Here is a 20,422-nt window from a genome sequence, read left to right on the forward strand (position 1 = left end):
TTTATAAAGAATATAGAAAAAGAATTTGGCAGCAATTTTGTAGAAATAAAAAGTAATTTTGTTTGTATTTCTTATTGGTTTTTAACTTTTAATTGGCTGTATTTACCGTCTATTTCTATTTTCTTATCGTTTGAAATCAAAATAAACTCTCCATTATATTCTACACTTCCATCTTTTAGTTTCTTAACCTTATTACTCTGAATATCGAATTTTTTGTTTATCCCTGCTAAATCAACCCCAGCATCTGAATAACTTAAAAGTACTTTTAAATTATCATGACTAGGGTGTACTTTGGTTATGGTTAAATTTCCAAACTTATTATTTACTTCAACATTGCTATAAACATTGTTTACTACCAATCCTGATGAATTAGAGTTTACGGTTGTATTGGTAACCGATGCTAATTGAGCATCGGTTACATTATTTAAGAACAACGTACAAGCGTTTAATGAATTTATGTTTACTGGTGAAAATGAAATATTTAATTTTCCACCGTCAAGTGCGTCAGCTTTAAAAGTTCCATAACTAACCTTTCCTGAAGCTTTAGTTTTTGGTAGTTTTACTTTACAGTGTCGTGTATTCAAGTCAAACGTTGCCGATTTTGGAACTTTTATTGTAATCTTCTTTGTGATTTTTACTTTTTTTCCATTAATCATAAGATTATTACTGCCAGAAGAAAAAGAATAATTCCTGTGATTTTTTTTCATTTCTTCTCTTACCTTATGCATTTCCACTTTCACTTTTGCTAATTGTTTTTGAATTTTTTCTCTGTCAATTTTTTTAAGCTCACTTTTAACTCTTTTTAGTTCGTCTCTTAATTTTTTTTCATTGAGAACTTGATGGTTTTTTGAGAAAAACATCTTTGTTTTAGAATTTTTATTATTCTTAAGATATTCTTTATATGCTTCCGTTTTCTTAAATTCCTCCCATTCTTCTTTTGAGGTTATATTTACATTATGTTTGCCATCTTTCCACTTAAACCTGACAAGCTCTTCATTTTCAAACATTTCCTCTACATCAAAATCCACATCTTGAAATAACTTTTCAAAATTAATTTCTGGAATTTCAATTTCAGGCATTTCTGGCATCTCAGGCATTTCCGGGATACTTACCTCTGGTATTTCTGGTATTACTACAACCTCACTTTCTGTATCATACTCAAATACTCTTGGGTAATTATTGTCTGATGAATTGAAGAATACAATATTGTCTCTTCCTATTCTAAAACTATTTCTATTGGCATTAATTTGTACCTTACTTTTATTCCCTAAGGCTTCAAATTTCCAGTTGTCTAAATATTTTTGAGCTTCTTTTTTATCTAGCCCTTCAACTTCTACAACTGCTTCTACTGAAACTTCATTTTTATTCCATGTAGTTACATCTACATCTGCATTAGATGCATTGATATTAACTACTACGTCTTTACTTGTTTTAAAATTTTCACTAAACTTTTTATCGTATTTCTGTGCAGATACAACGCCAGTTACTAACAGTAAAAAAACACTGATTTTAAATTGTTTGAATGTCATTTTGAGTTGGATTTTTAAATTCTTGTAATTGTTTTTGCATACGTTTTAACAGCTGTAAACGTAATTGCAGGTTTCCAATCAATGCATTGATAGTATCATCATTAATTCCTTTTGTATTGAGCTCTTCGGTTAACGATTTATATTCTTTGGTTAATTCTCCTATTTTAATTAAATAACCATCAAAAAGTTCTTTATTATCTTCAGTTAATTCTAACTGACTTAGTTCGTAATTAATGGTATTTACATAGTAATCTTCCACCGTTTTTAACTCAGGAGATATGGTTCCTAAACTAATTTGATTTTGAGTTTCTTTTGGAAGCTCAGTTATTATTGGATTTACAGTATTAGTTGGATAAAACTGAATTCCCAAACTCACCAACAACACAATGGATGCTGCTATATACATCCATTGATATGATTTCTTTGTTAATGGCTTTTGGTGCAATTCATCCATCAACTTTTGTTGAAAACGCTGTCTGTGATTTGTTGATAACCTCTCCGTGTTTTCAACATTGTTTTTTAGTATTTCTCTAATATCTTTAGACATGGTGTACTGCTTTTAATTGTTCTTGCACTTGTCTTTTTCCTCTTAATAAGTGTGTTCTTGAACTCACTTCCGAAATTCCTAATATTTGTGAAATTTCTCCGTGATCATACCCTTCTAATAAAAACAGGGTCAACACAACTCTATACTTTTCTTTTAATTGCTGAATGCAGTTTACAATATCTTGATACGATATCGTAGCGGCTACATTCCAATTATCATCATCTGCTACTGTGGTAATCTCTTCGTTAATAGAAACCAGTTCTAATTTTCTCTTCTTTAAATAATCAATACTTTGATTGATAACGATTCTTTTTAACCAAGCACCAAACGCTACTCCTTCTTTATATGAATCAATATTTTTAAATGCTTTTACAAATGCTTCTTGCATTACATCTTCCGCTATAAAAGAATCTTTTACATACCGTAACGCCACTGTATACATGGCATCACAATACAAATCATACAATTGCATTTGTGCTTTTGCATCATTATTTTTACAGGCATCTATTACCGATTGATGTAACTGTTTGGTTGATTTCATTCTTGATTTCTTACCCTAAATACGAGACTTTTTCTACCGCGTTGCATTTTCCTGCATTTTTATTTCTAAATTTACGTTATTATTTTGTTTTACCTACATAATGACCGACAAAGACACATCTGCACTCTCTGAAAAATACGGGGTTTCTCAGCCTGAAACCACCAGTAAATCATCTGCAGAAAAAATAAAACGTAACAGAAGAAAAACTACCTCAACTGAAGAATTTGTTACTCAAATAGTTGCTGGTAATATTCCTTTTTTAAGTAGAGCTATTACGTTAGTGGAAAGTACGAATCCAAAACACCAACAACAAGCCAATGAAATTTTAGAAGCTTGTTTACCGCATGCCAATAAATCGGTTAGAATTGGAATTACAGGTGTTCCAGGTGTAGGAAAAAGTACATTTATTGAGGCTTTTGGTAAACATTTAACTTCTTTAGGTAAGAAAGTAGCTGTTTTGGCGGTGGATCCGAGTAGCTCTGTTAATAAAGGAAGTATTTTAGGTGATAAAACACGTATGGAGGAATTAGTAACTGATGAAAATGCTTTTATCCGCCCTTCTCCTTCTGGAACTTCGTTAGGTGGTGTTGCTCAAAAAACACGTGAAAGTATTATTTTATGTGAAGCAGCTGGTTTTGATACTATTATTATTGAAACAGTAGGTGTTGGACAATCAGAAACGGCTGTACATTCTATGACTGATTTCTTTTTATTATTGAAATTGGCAGGTGCTGGTGACGAATTACAAGGTATTAAACGTGGAATTATTGAAATGGCGGATGCGATTGTGATTAACAAAGCAGATAGCGGTAATGAAAAAAATGCTAAACTAGCGAAAGTAGAATTTAACAGAGCTTTACACTTATATCCGGCTAAGGAAAGTGATTGGCAACCTAAAGTTTTATTAGCTAGTGCATTGCATCATCAAGGAATTGATGCTATCTATGCTATGATTGAAGAGTACATGAGTTTAGTGAAAAAATCAGGCTACTTTCAACAGAAAAGAGATGATCAAAATAATTATTGGTTGTTAGAAACCATTAATCAGCAATTAAAAAGTAATTTTTATAACAATCCAAAAATTAAAGAATTATTGCAGCAGGAAATTGCAAAACTAGAAAATGGGAAAACGACACCGTTTACTGCAGCAAAACGATTGCTAGAAAACAACTAAATTATGGAGCTCATAATGGGCACTTAATAAAATTTTATTTTTTAAACAACTATAAATACCTAACTGGTATAATTTACAGACATATGGAAGATAACACCCTCACTTGGAATGACTTTACAAAGGTAGAAATGCGTATTGGTACGATCATTTCTGCCGAGGTTTTTAAAGAGGTTAAAAATCCTGCCTATAAAATGCAGGTTGATTTTGGTGATTACGGAATTAAAAAAACCTCAGCACAAATCACTAAACTGTATAAGCCTGAAGATTTGATAGGAAAACAAGTGATTGCTGTGGTAAACTTTCCTAAAAAACAAATTGCTAATATGATGAGTGAATGCCTTGTATTAGGTGGTTTAGGTGATGATAAAGAGGTTACTTTGTTAACTACTGAACGTACTGTTAAAAACGGGACAAAGATTGCGTAGCATATCTAAATTTCACTTATTATTCTTATAAATGATTTTAACTGAAGCTGATTTAAGGACATTAGAACTTAAATTAACAAGACATAAAATAATTTTTTTGTACAATAAAAATACTAAGGAACTTATAATTGGAAAATCCAAAAATACTAGCTCAAAATTATTCATTGGTATAACAGGGATAGTTCTTTCTTTGATTAGCTTCTTTTTCTTAAAAGAATGCATCACCATATATCTAGCTTAACTAAGCTCACCAAATAAAAAATTACCTTTGCGGTTTCTTAATACTTTTTTTATGATAGAATTTAGCAAATTCTAAAGCTAAAAAGTCTTCAATTTGCTCTTCTGTTTTCTTTTCTTCTATCATTTTAAAAATAGTTGATATATGATTATTTTTAAACTCATTGAGGATTCCATTATTAGCCACAACGTCCTGATATGTTAACTTTTGTAATTCTGACTGCATCCATTGATGCGCCTCCATTTTTATTTTTCTAGTCTGTAAGTCTTTTTTATCACTTTTAGATATGAAGTTTCCTCTTTTCGCTTCCTGTTTCATCAAGTGCAGTAAACGATTATAACTAGCTTTAACTTCTTCATCTAGTAAGACTGCTTGGTCGTAAAGCTTCTTTAAACTTTTAAATGCTAGTTTATGATAGGTATCTATAAAATCTTTGTGCTTGTATAAATAGTCTAAGTAATTTATTGCTGCTTTCTTGTAATGCTTATTACTTACATCTTCATTATTTACAACATCTGTTTCTAATAAATTTAAATCATTTCTTACTTTTTCTATACTTTTTATACTTGCAAAAACAGGATCATTTAATAACTGTTTAATCTCTAAGGTAATTTTAGAGTGTTCTCCACTAAAAGTATGCTCTTTATACGAGAATGAAAATTCTTTTACTTTTTTGTTTCTTTCTCTTTTTCCAAATTTGAATTTTGGTTTTTTCAATCCGAAGCTATAACTATACCCAAAAGTCACAGTTAATTCACTTAGTTTTTCTTGCTGTGTAGCTTCTCTGAATAACTGTATTGCATTTAAATTTAAATTATGGTTTTGTGCAATAGTTGTAGAAGCACTTGCCCTAAAATTTAAAACATTACTTGTAATTTCTTTGTTTACATTACTATTATACGAAGCTCCTAGAGTGGTATTTAATATGTTTTTAAAAAATAATTTATTCATATTTAAAGACGCTCCGTATGCTTTGCTATCATCTCTACCGATATCGCTATAATTGTAGTTAAGTGAAGGCGAAATTGTTAGCGCTTTTTCAGGAAATCCTAATGTATAAACTACATTTCCGTTGTGAAAATTATTCGCTTGACCAATTCTAATAATACCATTCTCTTTATTTGCTGAAGATGCTAATGAATAGTTTAAATTAACATTCTGTGTAACATTTTTCTTTTTAGCCAACATCCAATTCAAGTTTATATTGGCATTTTGTGACAATTGTTTAAAATTTAATGCTTCTTGTTCTTCATCGGTTAAATCGTTGTCGTTAATATCATCAAACTGATTTAAACTTTTGTTCGTAAACGTGGTGAAGTTAGAATACATTCCTGATAAAGTAATTGCATCTGTCATCTGATACGTTGCATTAACGCTCCCTATATTTCTCCCTGTAGATTGTGCTTTTTGATTATTTAAATTATCCCTTTGGTATCCTATATTAAACGATAAGTTCAACTTATTTTTAAATAATGATCGAGCCATATTTAATGTGATATTCTCAAAATCATTATTAAAATAATAAGCTCCTAAGGTTTCATAATTAGGATCAATACGTTCATAGCCCAAACCAACTTTCATTTGTCCTAATTTTACATCTAAATCTGCTTTAATCGCATTGTAATATTCGGTTGATGTACGATTGTTAAACAAAAACCCTGCTAAATTGTTAGAGGTATTACTACTTTTATCTGCTCTTGTATCTTGTGTAATGGCTGTTGAGGCATATTCTGCCCTTATTGTATACTTTTTAGCAATGGTAGTTTCTCCTGTAAGACTTATTACTAAGTTTTCTTTAGGTTTTATATTTCTTTCTTCTGGTATTGCTGCTATAGAATTTTCTGCATCTTTTGCATAAAAACCTATTAGTCCGAACTTATAATTTGGCTTTTCCCAAGCTACTCTTGCTCCATATCCTGTACGTTTAAATGCTGGTAAGGTTTGTGGATTACCATCGTCTTCTGTTGCTTTTAATAGACGACCATACATGGCACTGAACTTTATTGGTTTGTTAGGAGTTAATTCAATACCTCCACCTGTAAATTGATGTCCGTTTAAGGTATAAGGAGAAAAATTCATGGTAACATCTCCTATATGCGCTTGTATCCATTTGTATTTTGGGTGTAAGCTCAACCTATTAAACTTAAAAGGCAGTTGGTAGTCAAAATTATCTCCTTGATTAGAAAAACCATAGGTAAAAGGGATATTAAAACTTAACCAACTTACATTCACTGTTCCTTGTAAAAAATACGTAAACGGAATACGTGCATTACGGGTATTTGCATTGTAATACACCATATTGGCATTGACATTACCACTTACTTTAACCTTAGTAGATTTTGTAATGGATTCTATATCTAAATTTTGCGCTAAACTTATACTACTTACTAAACATAGTAAGCTTACTAATATGTACTGTTTCCCCCTTTTCAATACTTCTTTTTCTTCTATTCAAATATTCTCTTTACTCCAATCAGTTCACTCCTCCTATAATTAGACTGGCTACACAATTCATTAATAGCTTCCTGCTATATCAACTCTATTTTTTACTCTTTCCTTATCTATTCTTACTCATGCCGTCACGAGCAGGATGCTCGCGCTAACGGGGATAAGCATTTCTTCATTTTTTTTACAGCTCATCAACATCTTTTTTAACTACAATATTTTCTACACATTTAAAAACAACTCCTTTTAAATTTTCTTTTTCTACTAAAAAATTTTCTTTTACACATAAATAGTTTAGAGAACTCGGAATTAAATCATAATCAGTAGAAATAACTCTCTTTGTTATTTTTATTTTGATACTTTCCTTATCAAATACTCTATCATATTCCTTATCAAAATCTTCATAACTATCAAAGTCTCCTATACTTTTTCTTATTTCTTTTCTTCTCTTAAAATATGTATATTCGGACTCATTAAACAACGTTAAGTCAATCATTTTATCTATAGAATAGAACAAGTAATAATCATCATTAATTTCTAGGGTTTCGGTATTTACTATCTCTATAGGGTATAAAAAGTGTGGCGGTAAATTATATTTTGATAAAATATTTTTTAAGTTTTTACTTATAATAATACCTTTATAGGGAGAATATGCACCTAAAGTAATATCGTTAGACCAATATAAAATATCTGATTCATAAGGTATCTCAACTCTATCTTTCTTGTTAGTTTCAATATTAATTAAATGCATTTGAATTCTCTCATCTTTATTAATAGATATCTCTTCATCATTTTCTATTTTTCTAATCAAGTCATACATTTTATCCACATTTTGACTTAAAACAATATTCCATTCATTATGTATATTATCATTTAAACTTATTTCAAATACTTTCATAAGATATTATTTTATTAAATCATTAAAATTGATAGTTTTCCAATATGATGGTAATTCTACACTCCCTCTTACTGAATTTTGCAATAACGACTGTTTTAAATTTTCAGATAGAATCATTATATCATCATCTATTTCCCTAGCTATTTTAGCATCATCCCAATTAGCGTTAATCTTTGCATCATTCCATAATTTTTCAACATATTTACTAATTTTTTCAGTATACTTAGGATGATTGGTATGAACACCTCCAACAAAATTTGGTTTACCTGCATCTGACAAAGGTTTTCTACGTATAGCTTCTAGCATAATTAAGTTTTCTAATGAATCTACCCCATTAATATCAAAATGTTGGTGACCAACTAATTCATACCATTTTCTAAATGATTCGTTTTTGAATAAATCAACTGGAAATATGTGATGAGATTCAAACTGGTTAAAAAAACGTACTGTTTCTCCTTGTTCCTCCAATATTTTATTTAATCGTTTAAAATAATCATTCCATGTTTCATTGGCATACTCAGTAGGTGTTCCTTTTTTAAACAGTTTTCCATTTCTTACAAAAGAATAGTCATCTACTAAATTAGGAATACTAGGGTCACCTGAATTCAATAACCTAGTATTGTTTGCGTTAACTTTTGACGCTCCTTTTACAGCATCAGCACATTTGTTAAAACCTGCATTTCTTAAAGCTAACTCTAAAGTACCATCACTTCTTTTCCCTACTCTAATCGCTTCTAGTAAAGGGTCGTCTAACTTCTTTCCTAGTATAATATATTCATCGGTTACATCTAAGTTATATCTATTAGGTTTAAAATCTTCTATTTTACCATCGCCCTTAGCTATAAACCAACTATCTGTTTCTATTAAACCATTGTCATACAACTTCATTTCTCCTCTTGAAGCGACTATATTTCTATTTAAGACAACGGCTATATCTTGTGCACTTTCAACATTATTACAACTAAGTAACCTTATTGTTTTTTCTTTTGGTATATCGTTTAATGTCTTTGCAAAATCTTTTGCTGATAAAATTATATTTTCAACTTTCCCTTCAATCTCTACAACTACTGAGAACTTATCTCCAACTTTATCTGAATGAACAATTACGTCAATATAATCATCAGATTTATTTATATAGTTCTTAACTGAGGTTATCTCCCCTCCTGTTAAGTTTATTATACTTTTTAAATTATCAGGAGTAATTTTCAATAACTCTTTTGCTAATTCTAACTTTACTTTTGCATTTCTTGCTCTAACAGCTAAATCTGTTAATTCACTATTAATTTTTCCTTCTGCTATAATATTATCTAACCATTTTTCAGATTCTCTTAATTTATTAGCTCCTATCTCGGCAATTTGAGTTGCTGTTAAATCTTCGGTTAAGATATTATCTATAAAGCTATTAACTTGCTTTATAGATGGTAAAGGTTTTGTATTCTTCTTAGCTACTTTTTTATACAGTTTATTAATACTCTTTACACCATCTTTTAAAAACTCATCAATAGCAATTGATGCTGTTAAAATATTTAATGATTCTAAAAATATTTTTGCATTTGATGATAAATTTTTCGACGACGATTCCAATGTAATATTAACACCAGATCCTACCATATCGGCAATTATATAAACTTTACGTAAGGTTGAAGGTGCTTTTGCTAATGCTCCTGCTCCAGTAGCTAAACTTACTACGTCTATTGTTGCTTCAATTCCATCTATGGTATTTTTAGTATCTCCAACATCATTTGCATAATACGCAAGCATTGCTGGAGCAATTACTGGAGTCTCTTTGTTATAATCACTAAGCATACTTAGTGATGATTTATTAACAAACCATATAGGATCTAAAGGCGATAAAGGAACTGGGGTTTCTTTATAAACATTTTGAGCATTACAGCTCATTTCATTATGTATAGAAATGTCAACTGTTTTTTCCGAATCCCAATCTACTTTAGTATCTAAATTACAAGTATAGAAAAAAGCTGATGGCACATTTGAGCCCACTTCTTTCATAAAATCCCAAAAACCTCTATGATAAAAGTTTATAATTCGGTCTGCAAACTCTTCATCTGTATACTCTAAAGCTTTCTTTTTAAATAAATCTGATTTTGACGATAAACCAATTAGTACTTCAACAAATTTTTTATAGTTATCGTCTGTTAACCATGTATGATCATTGTCTATTTTATATGCTAATCTTTTTAATAAAAAGTCTTCAGTGTTAATTTTAGATTTACCTAATAAAGCTGTAAGTAAATTATCTACATCCTCATTTTTTGTAAATTTCAACAATCTGATAATTTCTATCTCTGCACTATTATTTGTTGGTATACCTCGTTGAGTTAAAATACTTATAGCTATTATTTTGTTAGCAACACTAACTTTACTTAACTCTTGATTAGATAAATTATCAATGCAACTTTTAACTCTATTAAATGATGATTTTACTGTAATATTATCTAATGTCTCTTTGCAATTACCTAATTTAGTTTTAACTTCATTAATAAACTTTAAATAAATTGATATTAATTCACTTTCATTTTTTGTTCTTAAAGCTCTCAATTTAGAATACCCCATTTGAGAAGCAGTTGTCGAAATAATATCTGGATATGAGTTATTTAAAAATGCTATCTTAGATAAGATAAAATATTTATCATTAATTTCTAGATTCTCTCCAAACACTTCCTGAACCAAATCTTTATTTAGCTTGTATGACTCATCATAAGGAGTAGTATCTCCATATTTATACTTCTTTTCAAATATTTTAAATTTTCCATCTGTTACTGCTTGTAATTTATTATAAGTATCAGATTTAAGTATATTTATCTCTTCTCTCTCTTTAAAATTTACCCCTTCTACTTTTGATTTTAAAAGTCGTCTTGAATCACCATCGGGGACTAGTGTAATTATATTTTTATGGTACTCTTTTCTTTCTTCAACATTATACCCTTTAAACCCATTATAAATAAATCCAAAATTCTCAATAGTATATTCATCTTGAATAGTTATTTCATCTACACTCGCAGAATACTTTACACTATCTATTTCAAAAGATTGTAATGCCCCTGTAGGATAGTGTACATAAGGATTTAACTTATCCACACCAGTCACAAAACTCAATTTTTTAACTTTTTTAGGAAGTGTTATGTAACTTCCATTCAAAGTTAAAAAAGTAAAAGTGTTATCGGGATTTGCAAATTCTTTTGGAATACCTGAAATAACTGTATTTTGCCCCTCACTGTCTTTATCAAAAACTCCGATACGTAGCTTAGGGTTGTGTATGGCTTGCCAGTGTACAAAAGGAAGTTTTGTTCCGTCTTTATAATCAAGTAACCAATTGGTAGCTTTTTGTGCATACTGGTAACTCTGTGAAGAGAATGGGTGCTTTAACTGGAAGGCTCCATGTCCTAACTCGTGAGCAGCAGTCAATGCTACACAGTCTGCAGTTGAACAGTTGGTAGTATACACATACCCAAACTGCCTACCTAAAGGCATTAATCCTTTTTCGCTAGTAAAAGAAGGTGTTTTATCGGTTACAATCAAATAGTAAGCATCCTGCTGGTATTGTGAGTGTTGTTTTAGTTTATTATTTATTTGACGTTGTTGTTCGGTATATTGTGCTGCAAAACCACTTTCTCCACTTTGTATGGTTCCATTTGGAGCTAAGGTTTCTAAATCGTTTTTAAAATCGTTAATTTCAGTAATGGTAAGGTTTACCATTGCTTGTTGATATATTTTTTGTAACGATTCTTTTATTGTACGTGCACTAGTATTAGAGGTATTTACTACTACTACTTTTACATTTTTAGGAGTTGCTTGGTATTGTATAAATGCACCTGCAACCTCATATTTAGTTCCTTGTTTTACTAAGGCTTGGGTTTCTATTTCAGCATCGTCAAAAACACCTTTTAATTCTAAGGTATAAGAAGTAGCTGTACTATCTATTTTTGTAATAGCTACTCCGTCTTTTGTTTTAAAAACAATATCTTGAGGTTTAATTTTGCTATCTGTAATAGCTAAATTCGCTACAATAGTTTCTGTATCATTTTTTGCAACAGCTTTGTAGGGTACATAATAATTGTTATCTAATTTTTTATATAAATCTTTCGTAGCACTATAGTTACTTTCGTAGCTATCAAACCCATATTTACTATTGGATGCCTTTTTAAAGGTTACTATTACTCCTTTGGCTGATATCGCAGTAGCTTGACCATTGTTATTAACACCATTGGTGTTTTCTGGATTGCTAGCTCCTCCTTCCGCTTGTGTTCCTTGTGGAGTTACATTACCTTCTTCATCAACCGCCCAAACTTGTCCGTTACTATCAGTTATTACAATATCTTCACCTCCCGGTAGCTCTACTACTTCTCCGTTTTCTCCTATAACTAATATATCTCCATTCGGATCTATCTGGACATCTGAAACTGGAAAATCTACCTCAGTTGATTCTGAATTTCCAGTTCCACCTTGCGTCCAGTCATTGGTATCTTCTACATCTCCCCAAGTTGGGTCGTAAGTCGTTTTTACCACACCTTCTATCAATTGATAGTCGGTATTAATACTTATAGCATCAAAGGTTACCGCTATTTTAGTGTCTCCCAAATAAGGAACTACAATGTATCCTACTCCTGTAAAGGTTCCGTTTCCTCCTTGTATCTGTTTCACAGTTACAGGGAAATCACCTGCTGTAAAGGTTTCATTGATTCCTATATTTTTTAGAGGATCGTTATTATCAATTTGTATTTCTGGAATAATTCCGCAGTTATAGCTACTCCCCATTTCATCTTTAGCAGGCATGGTAAACTGACTCATATGACTGTACGAATAGTTTTGGTCAAAATCTGTCAGTTCATTACAAGTACCTCCTACTCGAAACATATACGTTTTTCCTTCTCGTAAATTACTTATTTGTGCTTGTGTGTTATAAGTATATACTTCAAACCATTCAGCATCGGGTATATCTGCTCTTTTATATTGTACATGGTATTTTTTATGGTCTGGGTGCCCTTGCCAAGTAAGTTTAATACGATCTTTGGCTACTACTTCTGACAATACAAAAGTTGGTGGGTAACAGGCATTAGTGTAGGTAAAGTAATAAATTTCACTATAACCATCATTTTTAAAAATGGAATTTTCGCTAACTCCTGTAGTAGATTTCGCTTTAACCCGCCAACCATATCTTCTATTAGGCAATAAGGTAGGTTTTCCTATATTATATAACAGCGTTGTTGTATAGGTAGTTTCTGAATAATAATTAGGTGACGCTAAAAAAGCTGCTTGCGGATCTACTTGCGTATCCCATAATTCTCGTAATTCAAACTCATAGGATACATTGGTAGCATTGGTGTGTCTTGGCGTCCATTGAAAAATAATATTCATAGGATCTTGCGCCACAATTTGATCTCCTTTATAAGGTAAATTTAAAAACGGTGGATCGTTTAGTACTAAATACACATTAGAACAACCCGCTGTAGGATGATTTAATTGTTGATTTGTATACGCATCATACACTTCCCAACAAAAAGAATACATTCCTTCTGGTAAAGGTTTGTTATACTGTTGAGGCGAAATGCCTATTAAATTATTAGGTTGAAAATAAGCCGCTAAATCGATATTTGTAAACTGCTGTAGTACTCCCCCATTCAAAATCACTTGTGAAGCTCCCGTAACAAAATCTGTTGACTGAATATCAAAACCATTCCCTTTGATATGTAGCTTTAATCGTACTTGCTTGTTATTAGCTACCACATCGGTTAATAGCAAGTTTAAACGAAACTTAACATCGCTTGCCGTTGCATAATCACTTAATTTTGTTGAATATGGTGGAATAATGGTTTGCGTTACTTGTACTGGATAACGTTGCGCATATACTCCTACAACTAGCAATAAGCAATAAAAAAACAATGATTGTTTTAATCTATATTTTAATTTCGATACATTCATTCTAAGGCAATTTTTGAACTTTAATATCACAAAGGATGTATGAATTACTTCCGTTATCTACAAACTCCTTTATTTTTATAGCTCCTTTTCTTCCATCAACAGTTTGAAACAGTACAATTCTTGGTTTCATAGTATTATCAAAATGTAATAATCCGTTTGGAGTTTCCGTAATTGTTATAGTTTGTAAAGGAGTGTCATTCTTCATTGCATCAAATTGAGCAACACTAAAACTTACCCCACAGCTACAACTTTCTTGAGAGTTAATTAATTTAGTTTGTTGTGCATTAGGTATTGATACAAAACCATTGGAACCTGCTTCAGTTGGTGACAGAAATTTATTATAAGTAAAACCATTACTAAGTCCCAGAAAAACGAGATCTATTTTATATCCATTTTCTGTAGTAACTTCATTTGCAGTAACTATTTTTCTTAATTCTGTTGAAAAAAAGGCTCCCACATTATTGTTACTATGAGCAGAGTTGATTCCTAACTTAACATCTGTAAATGTTCTTAAATTAGTATTTGGTTTTACCTGTATAGTTTTTGTTGTTACTTTTTCTGTCTTCCCATTAGAAGCAATCAACTTGATTGTATATGTCCCTATATTTTGAAAAGTAACCTCAGGATTCTCTTCTATACTTTTACTAGGTGTTCCTCCTTCAAAAGTCCATTGATAACTTAAAGCATCTGTTGTTTTATTTTGTAAGATAATAGTTACTGGAGCTTGATAATCATCATCAAAAAAATCGACTTCCCAATCAAAGTCTATATCTATATCAGGTAAAACTGTTATGATTTCTTCTTTGGTTATTGTTTCAAAACCGTTTGACACCGCAACTTGTATACGGTGTTTTCCTGGTTCTTCAAATACTATATTTGTAGGTTTTTTATCTGTTGACTTTGCTGGTTTTCCTCCTTCAAAAGTCCATTGATAGGTTAAGTTTTCTCCAACTGTATTATTTGTTAATTTAACTTCTACCGGTGGGTAATTACTTTTAATTGTTTCTGTTGAGAACTGTATGTCTATTCCTTCTACAACTGTAATCTCTTTTGTTAAGGTCTCTTCCAAACCATCAACATTGGAGACTTTTAATGTTATTGTATATGTTCCTGATTTCGTATATTCAATACCTCCTGGATTTTTATCTGTTGATGAAGTAACTGTGGCTCCTTCAAAAGTCCATTCGTAAGTATCTGCCCCTTCTGTTTTGTTTCGAATACTTATTTGTACAGGTACAGATTCATCATCATTAACAAAAGAAGTTTCAAAATCCGCTTTTATAAACATTGGGGTCTCTTTATAACATGCAGTCATCACAAAAATTACTGCTAGTAAAATATATGTATAGTTATAAGTTTTCTTCATTTTTTAATCTACAATCATTCTTTTTACCTGTGTTTGCTTTGCTGTTTCTAGCACTACTACATACATTCCTGAAGCTAAATTCACTGTAAACGGAATACTATATTCTTCTAATGTCTCATTGGGTATATGTTTTGTTATAAATTGCCCTTGTGCGTTAAAAATACGAAGAGAAATAGGGGTTACTTCTACTAAATCTATACTAACCTCAAAGCTTCCTTTATTTGGATTTGGAGAAATACTAAACGCCTCAATAAATGGGGTTTCTGTATCTCCTGGGTCGACTAATCCACTTTCTTCTTCAACTACTACTTTTTTGTATACTTCTTGTACACAGTCACCAACTTTTGTTAATAATCCAACTTCGTAGGTTCCTGCTTTAGAAAAGCTAAGAACTACTGTATTTTCTTTCTCTTCTACTAATTCAGCTTCCTTGGGCAACACCCATTCAAAAGATTCAGGGGCAGGGTTACTTGTGTGGAATACAACTACTTCTTCATTAATATATGCTTGGGACGATAGTAAAAACTCAGCGTTTATTTCTTGGTTCCTGTAATTAATTGTTATAGTGTCAGTAGCTACACAACCTAATGAAGATGTTGCTGTTACAGTATATATCCCTCCTTCTGTTATAGTTATTGATGCTTCTTTTGAGCTAAACCCACTACTTGATATCCAATTGTATGTTGCATTTTCATCATCAATACTAGCATCTAAAACATAGGTTTGATCTATACACAAGGTTTTGTCACTTCCCAAGTCTATAATTAATTTTTCAGGGTTTTCTAATTTTACTTCTGTAAAAGCTTTACATCCATTAGCATCTATTAATGAAAACTTATAAGTTCCTTCTACTAAATTCAGTAAGCTTGTAGCTTTTTCTCCTGTTTCCCATTTATAAGTATAAGGTGCTTCTCCTCCTGAAATATCTAAAGAAATGGCTCCATCATTTGCACCATAACAAGTAGGATTCTTTTTATTTACTTCAATCTTTAACCCTCCTGGTTGTCCGATTGTAATATTCCCTGTTGCTTCGCACCCTCTAGCATCTGTAACAAACACCAAATGGTTCCCTGCTATTAAGTTTTCTGCCATGTTAGTGGTTGCTCCATTAGACCACTGGATATTATAAGGAGGTATTCCTCCTGAAATAGCTACAGTTGCAGTTCCATCATTTCCTGTATCACAAGAAATTTCAGTGGCAGATAACGATAATGTAAGTAATTCTGGCTCCTCAAAGTTAAACAATACATCAGTTGGGTTGATTAATTGTAAACTTTCATAAATACCTATTACAACACCCCTACTATCTTCTACATTTAAAGCATATTCCCCTGTCGATAAATCAGTGGCTATTGGGTTGTTTTGATTCAAATCCTCATATATTCCATTACTGTTTTTCTTTTTCCAATAATATATATACGATTGCCCTGTACTAAAAGGTAACCCTCCAGTTACGCTCGCCTTTAAAGCACCATCCGCATAAGGATTATTAAATGTATTATTCTGATTACATGAAATTGGCTTTTCAATGCTAATAGTAGCTTCTATAGGATCGTATAAAATAAACTCTTCTTCTATATGGGTACACCCTTGTTTTGTAGTAGCTGAAACATAATTTGCATCTTCAATCGTTAAATGATAAATCCCCTTCGGTATGTTATTCATTTTTATTTGAAATTTACCGTTTACAATACTTGTTTCAGTTTGTCCATTCAATATTGTTCCCTTTTCATCCTGCCAATAATAAGTATAACTATCGTCAGCAAAAGAAGTTCCTCTTTCTATTTCGGCTTGTATCCAACCATCAGATGCTCCTCCAGTAGAAGGTGTAGCAAAAGAAGTATAATTTATACTTATAGGTTTTTTTGGTTGGTTTATTAAAATACTTCCCGTTACTTGACAGCCTCTTGCATCTGTAACCGTAACGCTATACTCTCCTTTTGTTAGGGAATTTATTTGTGCTACTTTGTTTCCTCTTTCCCACTCGATGTTATATGGAGGTATTCCTCCTTTAATAATTGCTTTTGCCCAACCATCACTACCTTCGTAACAATACACATCTTGCTTTTCAAAAGTTAATTCCAGCAATGGTGGTTCTTCAAAGTTATAAATTATATCTGTTGGGGTTTCTAATACATTGTTTTTATATACACCTAAAATAATACCATTAGCATCTTCAATATTTACTGCATAATTTCCTGCATCTAATCCGCTTGCTATATTTGATGTTTGTGTAGTCAATATTGTCCAAACCCCTGGACTTGTTTCTTTTTTCCAAGTATAGTAATAAGGTAAACCATTATTTTCATTGGGTTGTAGTTTTATCCCTCCTTCAGCTATTACTTCTATAACGCCATCAGAAAATGGGTCTCCGTAACTATTACTACTATTACATGAAATAGGTTTTCTTAATTCAACACTTGCTTTTAACGGTTCGGGGTCATCAATATAATATTCACTTTCAATTACAGTACACCCCTTTTTATCAACTGCCAAAGGGTAGTTTTTATCTTGAATTGTTAGCTTATATGTTCCCTCTCCTATACTATTTAAGGTTAATTCATAACTCCCCGTATTAGAACTTGAAGTTACCTGAGTATTTAAATTATTTCCATTCGCATCTTGCCATTTATATGTATAAGAACTATCGTTTAAAGGAGTCCCTCCTGTTATTGTAGCTTTAATCCACCCATTTGTAGCACCAGCGAATGTTGGTTCAAAAAAGTTATAATTTATATTAATAGGATTCTGAGGTTCTTCAATTGTTATTGTTTCTTGAGCTTGACATCCTTTTTCGTCGGTTACCTCAATAGTATAATTACCAGCTACTAAGTTTGATATATCTTCTGTAGTTTCTCCTGTACTCCAAGAGATGGTGTAGTTCCCCGTTCCTCCTGTTATTGTAGTGTTTATAGCTCCATCTGTCCCTTGATGACAAAATACATCTTGTTTAGTGTATGTTATTTTTAATAATTCTGGCTGTTGTAGCTCGTATTCTTTATCTGTTGGAGTCACTAATGTATTATTGTTATAACTTCCTATAATTATTCCATTAGCATCTTCAATATTAACTGCATATTCTCCTGCTCCTCTATTTTCAAGTACATTTCCTGTTTCTCCAGGTATGATTTGATAAACACCTGACGCATCTTTCTTTTTCCAAGTGTATTTATACTTGTATTTACCTCGTATAAGTGGCCTAAAAGGGACTCCTCCTGAAGCTATAGCTGTAAGCTCTCCATCGCTAGATGGGCCTCCGTAAATATTATTACTATTACAAGAAATGGAATTTGTTTCTTCTATTTTCAACGTTAATTTTGGAGGTTGCTGTAAGGTATATTCAGCATTAACTATCGTACACCCTTCTTTATTTGTAGCTTTATTATAATTTGCATCTGTTATAGTTAAGCTATATTTTCCTGCAATTGCATTTTCCAAAGTTAGGTACCACCCGTCGGCATTTACAATATCACTAAAGGTATTCCATGTAGTACCATTTTCATGTTTCCACGTAAAATTATACTTTCCATTAGGTAATGGAGTTCCTCCTGTGATTTCGGCACGGATTCTTCCATCTGAAAACCCAAAAGCTGTTGGTTGTTCTTCATGTACAAAATTTATTTTTACAGGTGAATTGGGTTCATTAACTATTACAGGGGCTTTTTTTTCTTCTCCTAAGCCTATAATGTTTCCTGCTCCATCTCTTACGGGCACTTTAGCGATACAATTATTAGCATCTTTTATTTGAACAATATAATCTCCGGCTGATTTTCCTGTGATAACTTCTGTAGCTTCTCGTTTTACGTTTGGAAAGGTTCCTGTATAAGTTGCTAAGTTTTTAAATTCAATCCAATCACTATCTAAAACAGGACTTGTATCTCCTTCCTCTCGTAATAAATATTTATACTTTTTTCTGTCTTGCCCGCCACTAACTTTAATAGTAATGGCACCGTCACTACCTCCATGACACCATGCTTCAGTTGCAGTGACTGAGAACTCTATGGGATTGGGTTCATCTATGGCAAAATCTTTTTCATGTGTATTTCCTCCTGTATAAGTGGAAGCTCCATTAATATATCCTGTCAACTCTACACGAAAATTACCACTGGGTAGCCCTTTCCCTATTTTAGAACTAAACGTAAACGAATTATCAGTCTCTAAATCCCCTTCGCCTATGTTGGAATATGAATCAACATTTTCATAAATAGGGTTACCATCTTTATCTACATCTATTTGGTTATTTAAATCTACAATATTAATACTTAGAAGCTCATTAGGTAATATAGCTCTGTCAAAATTTATTTTTACACTACCATCTTCCTCTTCATAACAACTGATATCCATAGGTTCTACTGACATTATATGAGGTGCCCCCTTTAAATATGTAAATTGGATAACATTTGAAGTATTGCCCTTATATTGTTTAAGTAATTCAGGATAATATTCATTATACAAATTATTAAAGTTTGTATTAAATTTATCTTGACATAAATTACGTGCTTGTTCCATACACCTGAAATACTCTAGAATATTCCCAATAAAAAAACCGCATTTAATCTGCTCATTTTTGATACAATCATTATAAATAGGTATAGATTCCACGTAGGCATTTCTTCTTGCTATTTGACTTGCTAAATTACTCCCTGTATTACAGTTAGTTTCTACCCAAACTGATACTGTTTTTCCAAAATCTAGGTCTGTTAAAAAGTCTTCTCCTTTTATATTTAATCTATTTATATTATTGAATGAGCTAGGAATTGTTCTTGAGCCTCCATTTCCTACTTTATATTTCCAATTATAATGATTGTTATCTAATACATTAGGTAGATTAATTTTTAGGTAACTTGTTTCATCTAAGTATAAAGGACTTTTTACCTCTTCTATAGATGTTACTGGTCTTGAATTAATCGAAACTTGTTTCAACTGATGTCCTAATTCACTTTCAAATCGATTAAAACAATTACTATTTACAGGTATCGAAGTATTTATATTTCTTGGTCCACCATCACAACTAAAAGTGGTTTCCCACCTATTTATTTCATGAAAAAGCACTTCTGTTATAACATTACTTTTACTATATTCTACTACATGGGTAAAAGAATCTCTATATCTTCTTCCACTCCATACAGTCTGTATTCTTCCATCCTCATACTTTACTTTAATACTTCGTAATCCGAAAATATCTCCACATGCATTAGGGTCAATATAGACATATCCACTAATTGTCAACTCGTATTTAGCTTCTCCTCCTAAGTTTATCTGTGAAAATATTCTACTGGTAGTTAGTATCAATAAAAAAAGAATTATAACCTTTTTCAT

10 protein-coding genes are annotated in these 20,422 nt (G+C 31.5%); 2 read left to right on the plus strand and 8 right to left on the minus strand.

The features are described from left to right. Positions 1 to 71: 71 nt before the first annotated feature. The 3 genes from MHM83_RS06975 to MHM83_RS06985 are packed head-to-tail and all read right to left on the minus strand — an operon-like array spanning position 72 to position 2,617. Entirely contained in the window at positions 72 to 1,529 is a 1,458-nt protein-coding gene (locus MHM83_RS06975; protein ID WP_239178977.1) for a hypothetical protein, read from the minus strand. Further along, positions 1,510 to 2,076 (minus strand): hypothetical protein, encoded by a 567-nt coding sequence (locus MHM83_RS06980; protein ID WP_159613013.1) that lies wholly within the window; start codon positions 2,074 to 2,076, stop codon positions 1,510 to 1,512. The genes MHM83_RS06975 and MHM83_RS06980 overlap by 20 nt, the downstream gene beginning before the upstream one ends. Next, a complete protein-coding gene (locus MHM83_RS06985) occupies positions 2,069 to 2,617 on the minus strand; it encodes an RNA polymerase sigma factor (protein ID WP_159490061.1) in 549 nt (182 codons plus the stop codon). The genes MHM83_RS06980 and MHM83_RS06985 overlap by 8 nt, the downstream gene beginning before the upstream one ends. A 100-nt stretch (positions 2,618 to 2,717) precedes the next feature. On the opposite strand from MHM83_RS06985, the gene meaB reads away from it, so the two are divergent. Both meaB and MHM83_RS06995 read left to right on the plus strand, forming a co-directional pair. Then, the gene (meaB, locus tag MHM83_RS06990; protein ID WP_239178979.1) at positions 2,718 to 3,791 is read left to right on the plus strand and encodes a methylmalonyl Co-A mutase-associated GTPase MeaB; all 1,074 of its coding nucleotides are present in this window, start codon (positions 2,718 to 2,720) and stop codon (positions 3,789 to 3,791) included. Positions 3,792 to 3,874: 83 nt separating this feature from the next. Next, positions 3,875 to 4,216, plus strand: a complete 342-nt coding sequence (locus tag MHM83_RS06995; RefSeq protein ID WP_239178981.1) for a tRNA-binding protein — start codon at positions 3,875 to 3,877, stop codon at positions 4,214 to 4,216. 262 nt (positions 4,217 to 4,478) lie between these two features. Here the strand turns inward: MHM83_RS06995 and MHM83_RS07000 are convergent, their stop codons facing one another. The 5 genes from MHM83_RS07000 to MHM83_RS07020 all read right to left on the minus strand — a co-directional run bounded on the left by MHM83_RS07000 (position 4,479) and on the right by MHM83_RS07020 (position 20,422). Next, positions 4,479 to 6,887, minus strand: a complete 2,409-nt coding sequence (locus tag MHM83_RS07000; protein WP_239178983.1) for a hypothetical protein — start codon at positions 6,885 to 6,887, stop codon at positions 4,479 to 4,481. 196 nt (positions 6,888 to 7,083) lie between these two features. Further along, positions 7,084 to 7,797 carry a hypothetical protein gene (locus tag MHM83_RS07005; protein WP_239178984.1) on the minus strand — a complete coding sequence of 238 codons (714 nt, stop codon included), beginning with the start codon at positions 7,795 to 7,797 and terminating at the stop codon, positions 7,084 to 7,086. Positions 7,798 to 7,803: 6 nt separating this feature from the next. Then, positions 7,804 to 13,737, minus strand: a complete 5,934-nt coding sequence (locus MHM83_RS07010; protein ID WP_239178985.1) for a fibronectin type III domain-containing protein — start codon at positions 13,735 to 13,737, stop codon at positions 7,804 to 7,806. Between the two features lies 1 nt (position 13,738). Beyond that, positions 13,739 to 15,103, minus strand: a complete 1,365-nt coding sequence (locus MHM83_RS07015) for a PKD domain-containing protein (protein WP_239178986.1) — start codon at positions 15,101 to 15,103, stop codon at positions 13,739 to 13,741. Between the two features lie 3 nt (positions 15,104 to 15,106). Further along, positions 15,107 to 20,422: a T9SS type A sorting domain-containing protein gene (locus MHM83_RS07020; RefSeq protein WP_239178987.1), complete on the minus strand. Its 5,316-nt coding sequence runs from the start codon at positions 20,420 to 20,422 to the stop codon at positions 15,107 to 15,109.

The sequence above is a fragment of the Tenacibaculum sp. Mcav3-52 genome (assembly GCF_022347665.1).
GTDB lineage: Bacteria > Bacteroidota > Bacteroidia > Flavobacteriales > Flavobacteriaceae > Polaribacter > Polaribacter mesophilus.

What these genes read in the sequence shown, in the direction of transcription:
- MHM83_RS06975 (WP_239178977.1), bottom strand. Translation starts at nt 1,529, where the DNA reads ATGACATTCAAACAATTTAAAATCAGTGTTTTTTTACTGTTAGTAACT.
- MHM83_RS06980 (WP_159613013.1), bottom strand. Translation starts at nt 2,076, where the DNA reads ATGTCTAAAGATATTAGAGAAATACTAAAAAACAATGTTGAAAACACG.
- MHM83_RS06985 (WP_159490061.1), bottom strand. Translation starts at nt 2,617, where the DNA reads ATGAAATCAACCAAACAGTTACATCAATCGGTAATAGATGCCTGTAAA.
- meaB (WP_239178979.1), top strand. Translation starts at nt 2,718, where the DNA reads ATGACCGACAAAGACACATCTGCACTCTCTGAAAAATACGGGGTTTCT.
- MHM83_RS06995 (WP_239178981.1), top strand. Translation starts at nt 3,875, where the DNA reads ATGGAAGATAACACCCTCACTTGGAATGACTTTACAAAGGTAGAAATG.
- MHM83_RS07005 (WP_239178984.1), bottom strand. Translation starts at nt 7,797, where the DNA reads ATGAAAGTATTTGAAATAAGTTTAAATGATAATATACATAATGAATGG.
- MHM83_RS07010 (WP_239178985.1), bottom strand. Translation starts at nt 13,737, where the DNA reads ATGAATGTATCGAAATTAAAATATAGATTAAAACAATCATTGTTTTTT.
- MHM83_RS07015 (WP_239178986.1), bottom strand. Translation starts at nt 15,103, where the DNA reads ATGAAGAAAACTTATAACTATACATATATTTTACTAGCAGTAATTTTT.
- MHM83_RS07020 (WP_239178987.1), bottom strand. Translation starts at nt 20,422, where the DNA reads ATGAAAAAGGTTATAATTCTTTTTTTATTGATACTAACTACCAGTAGA.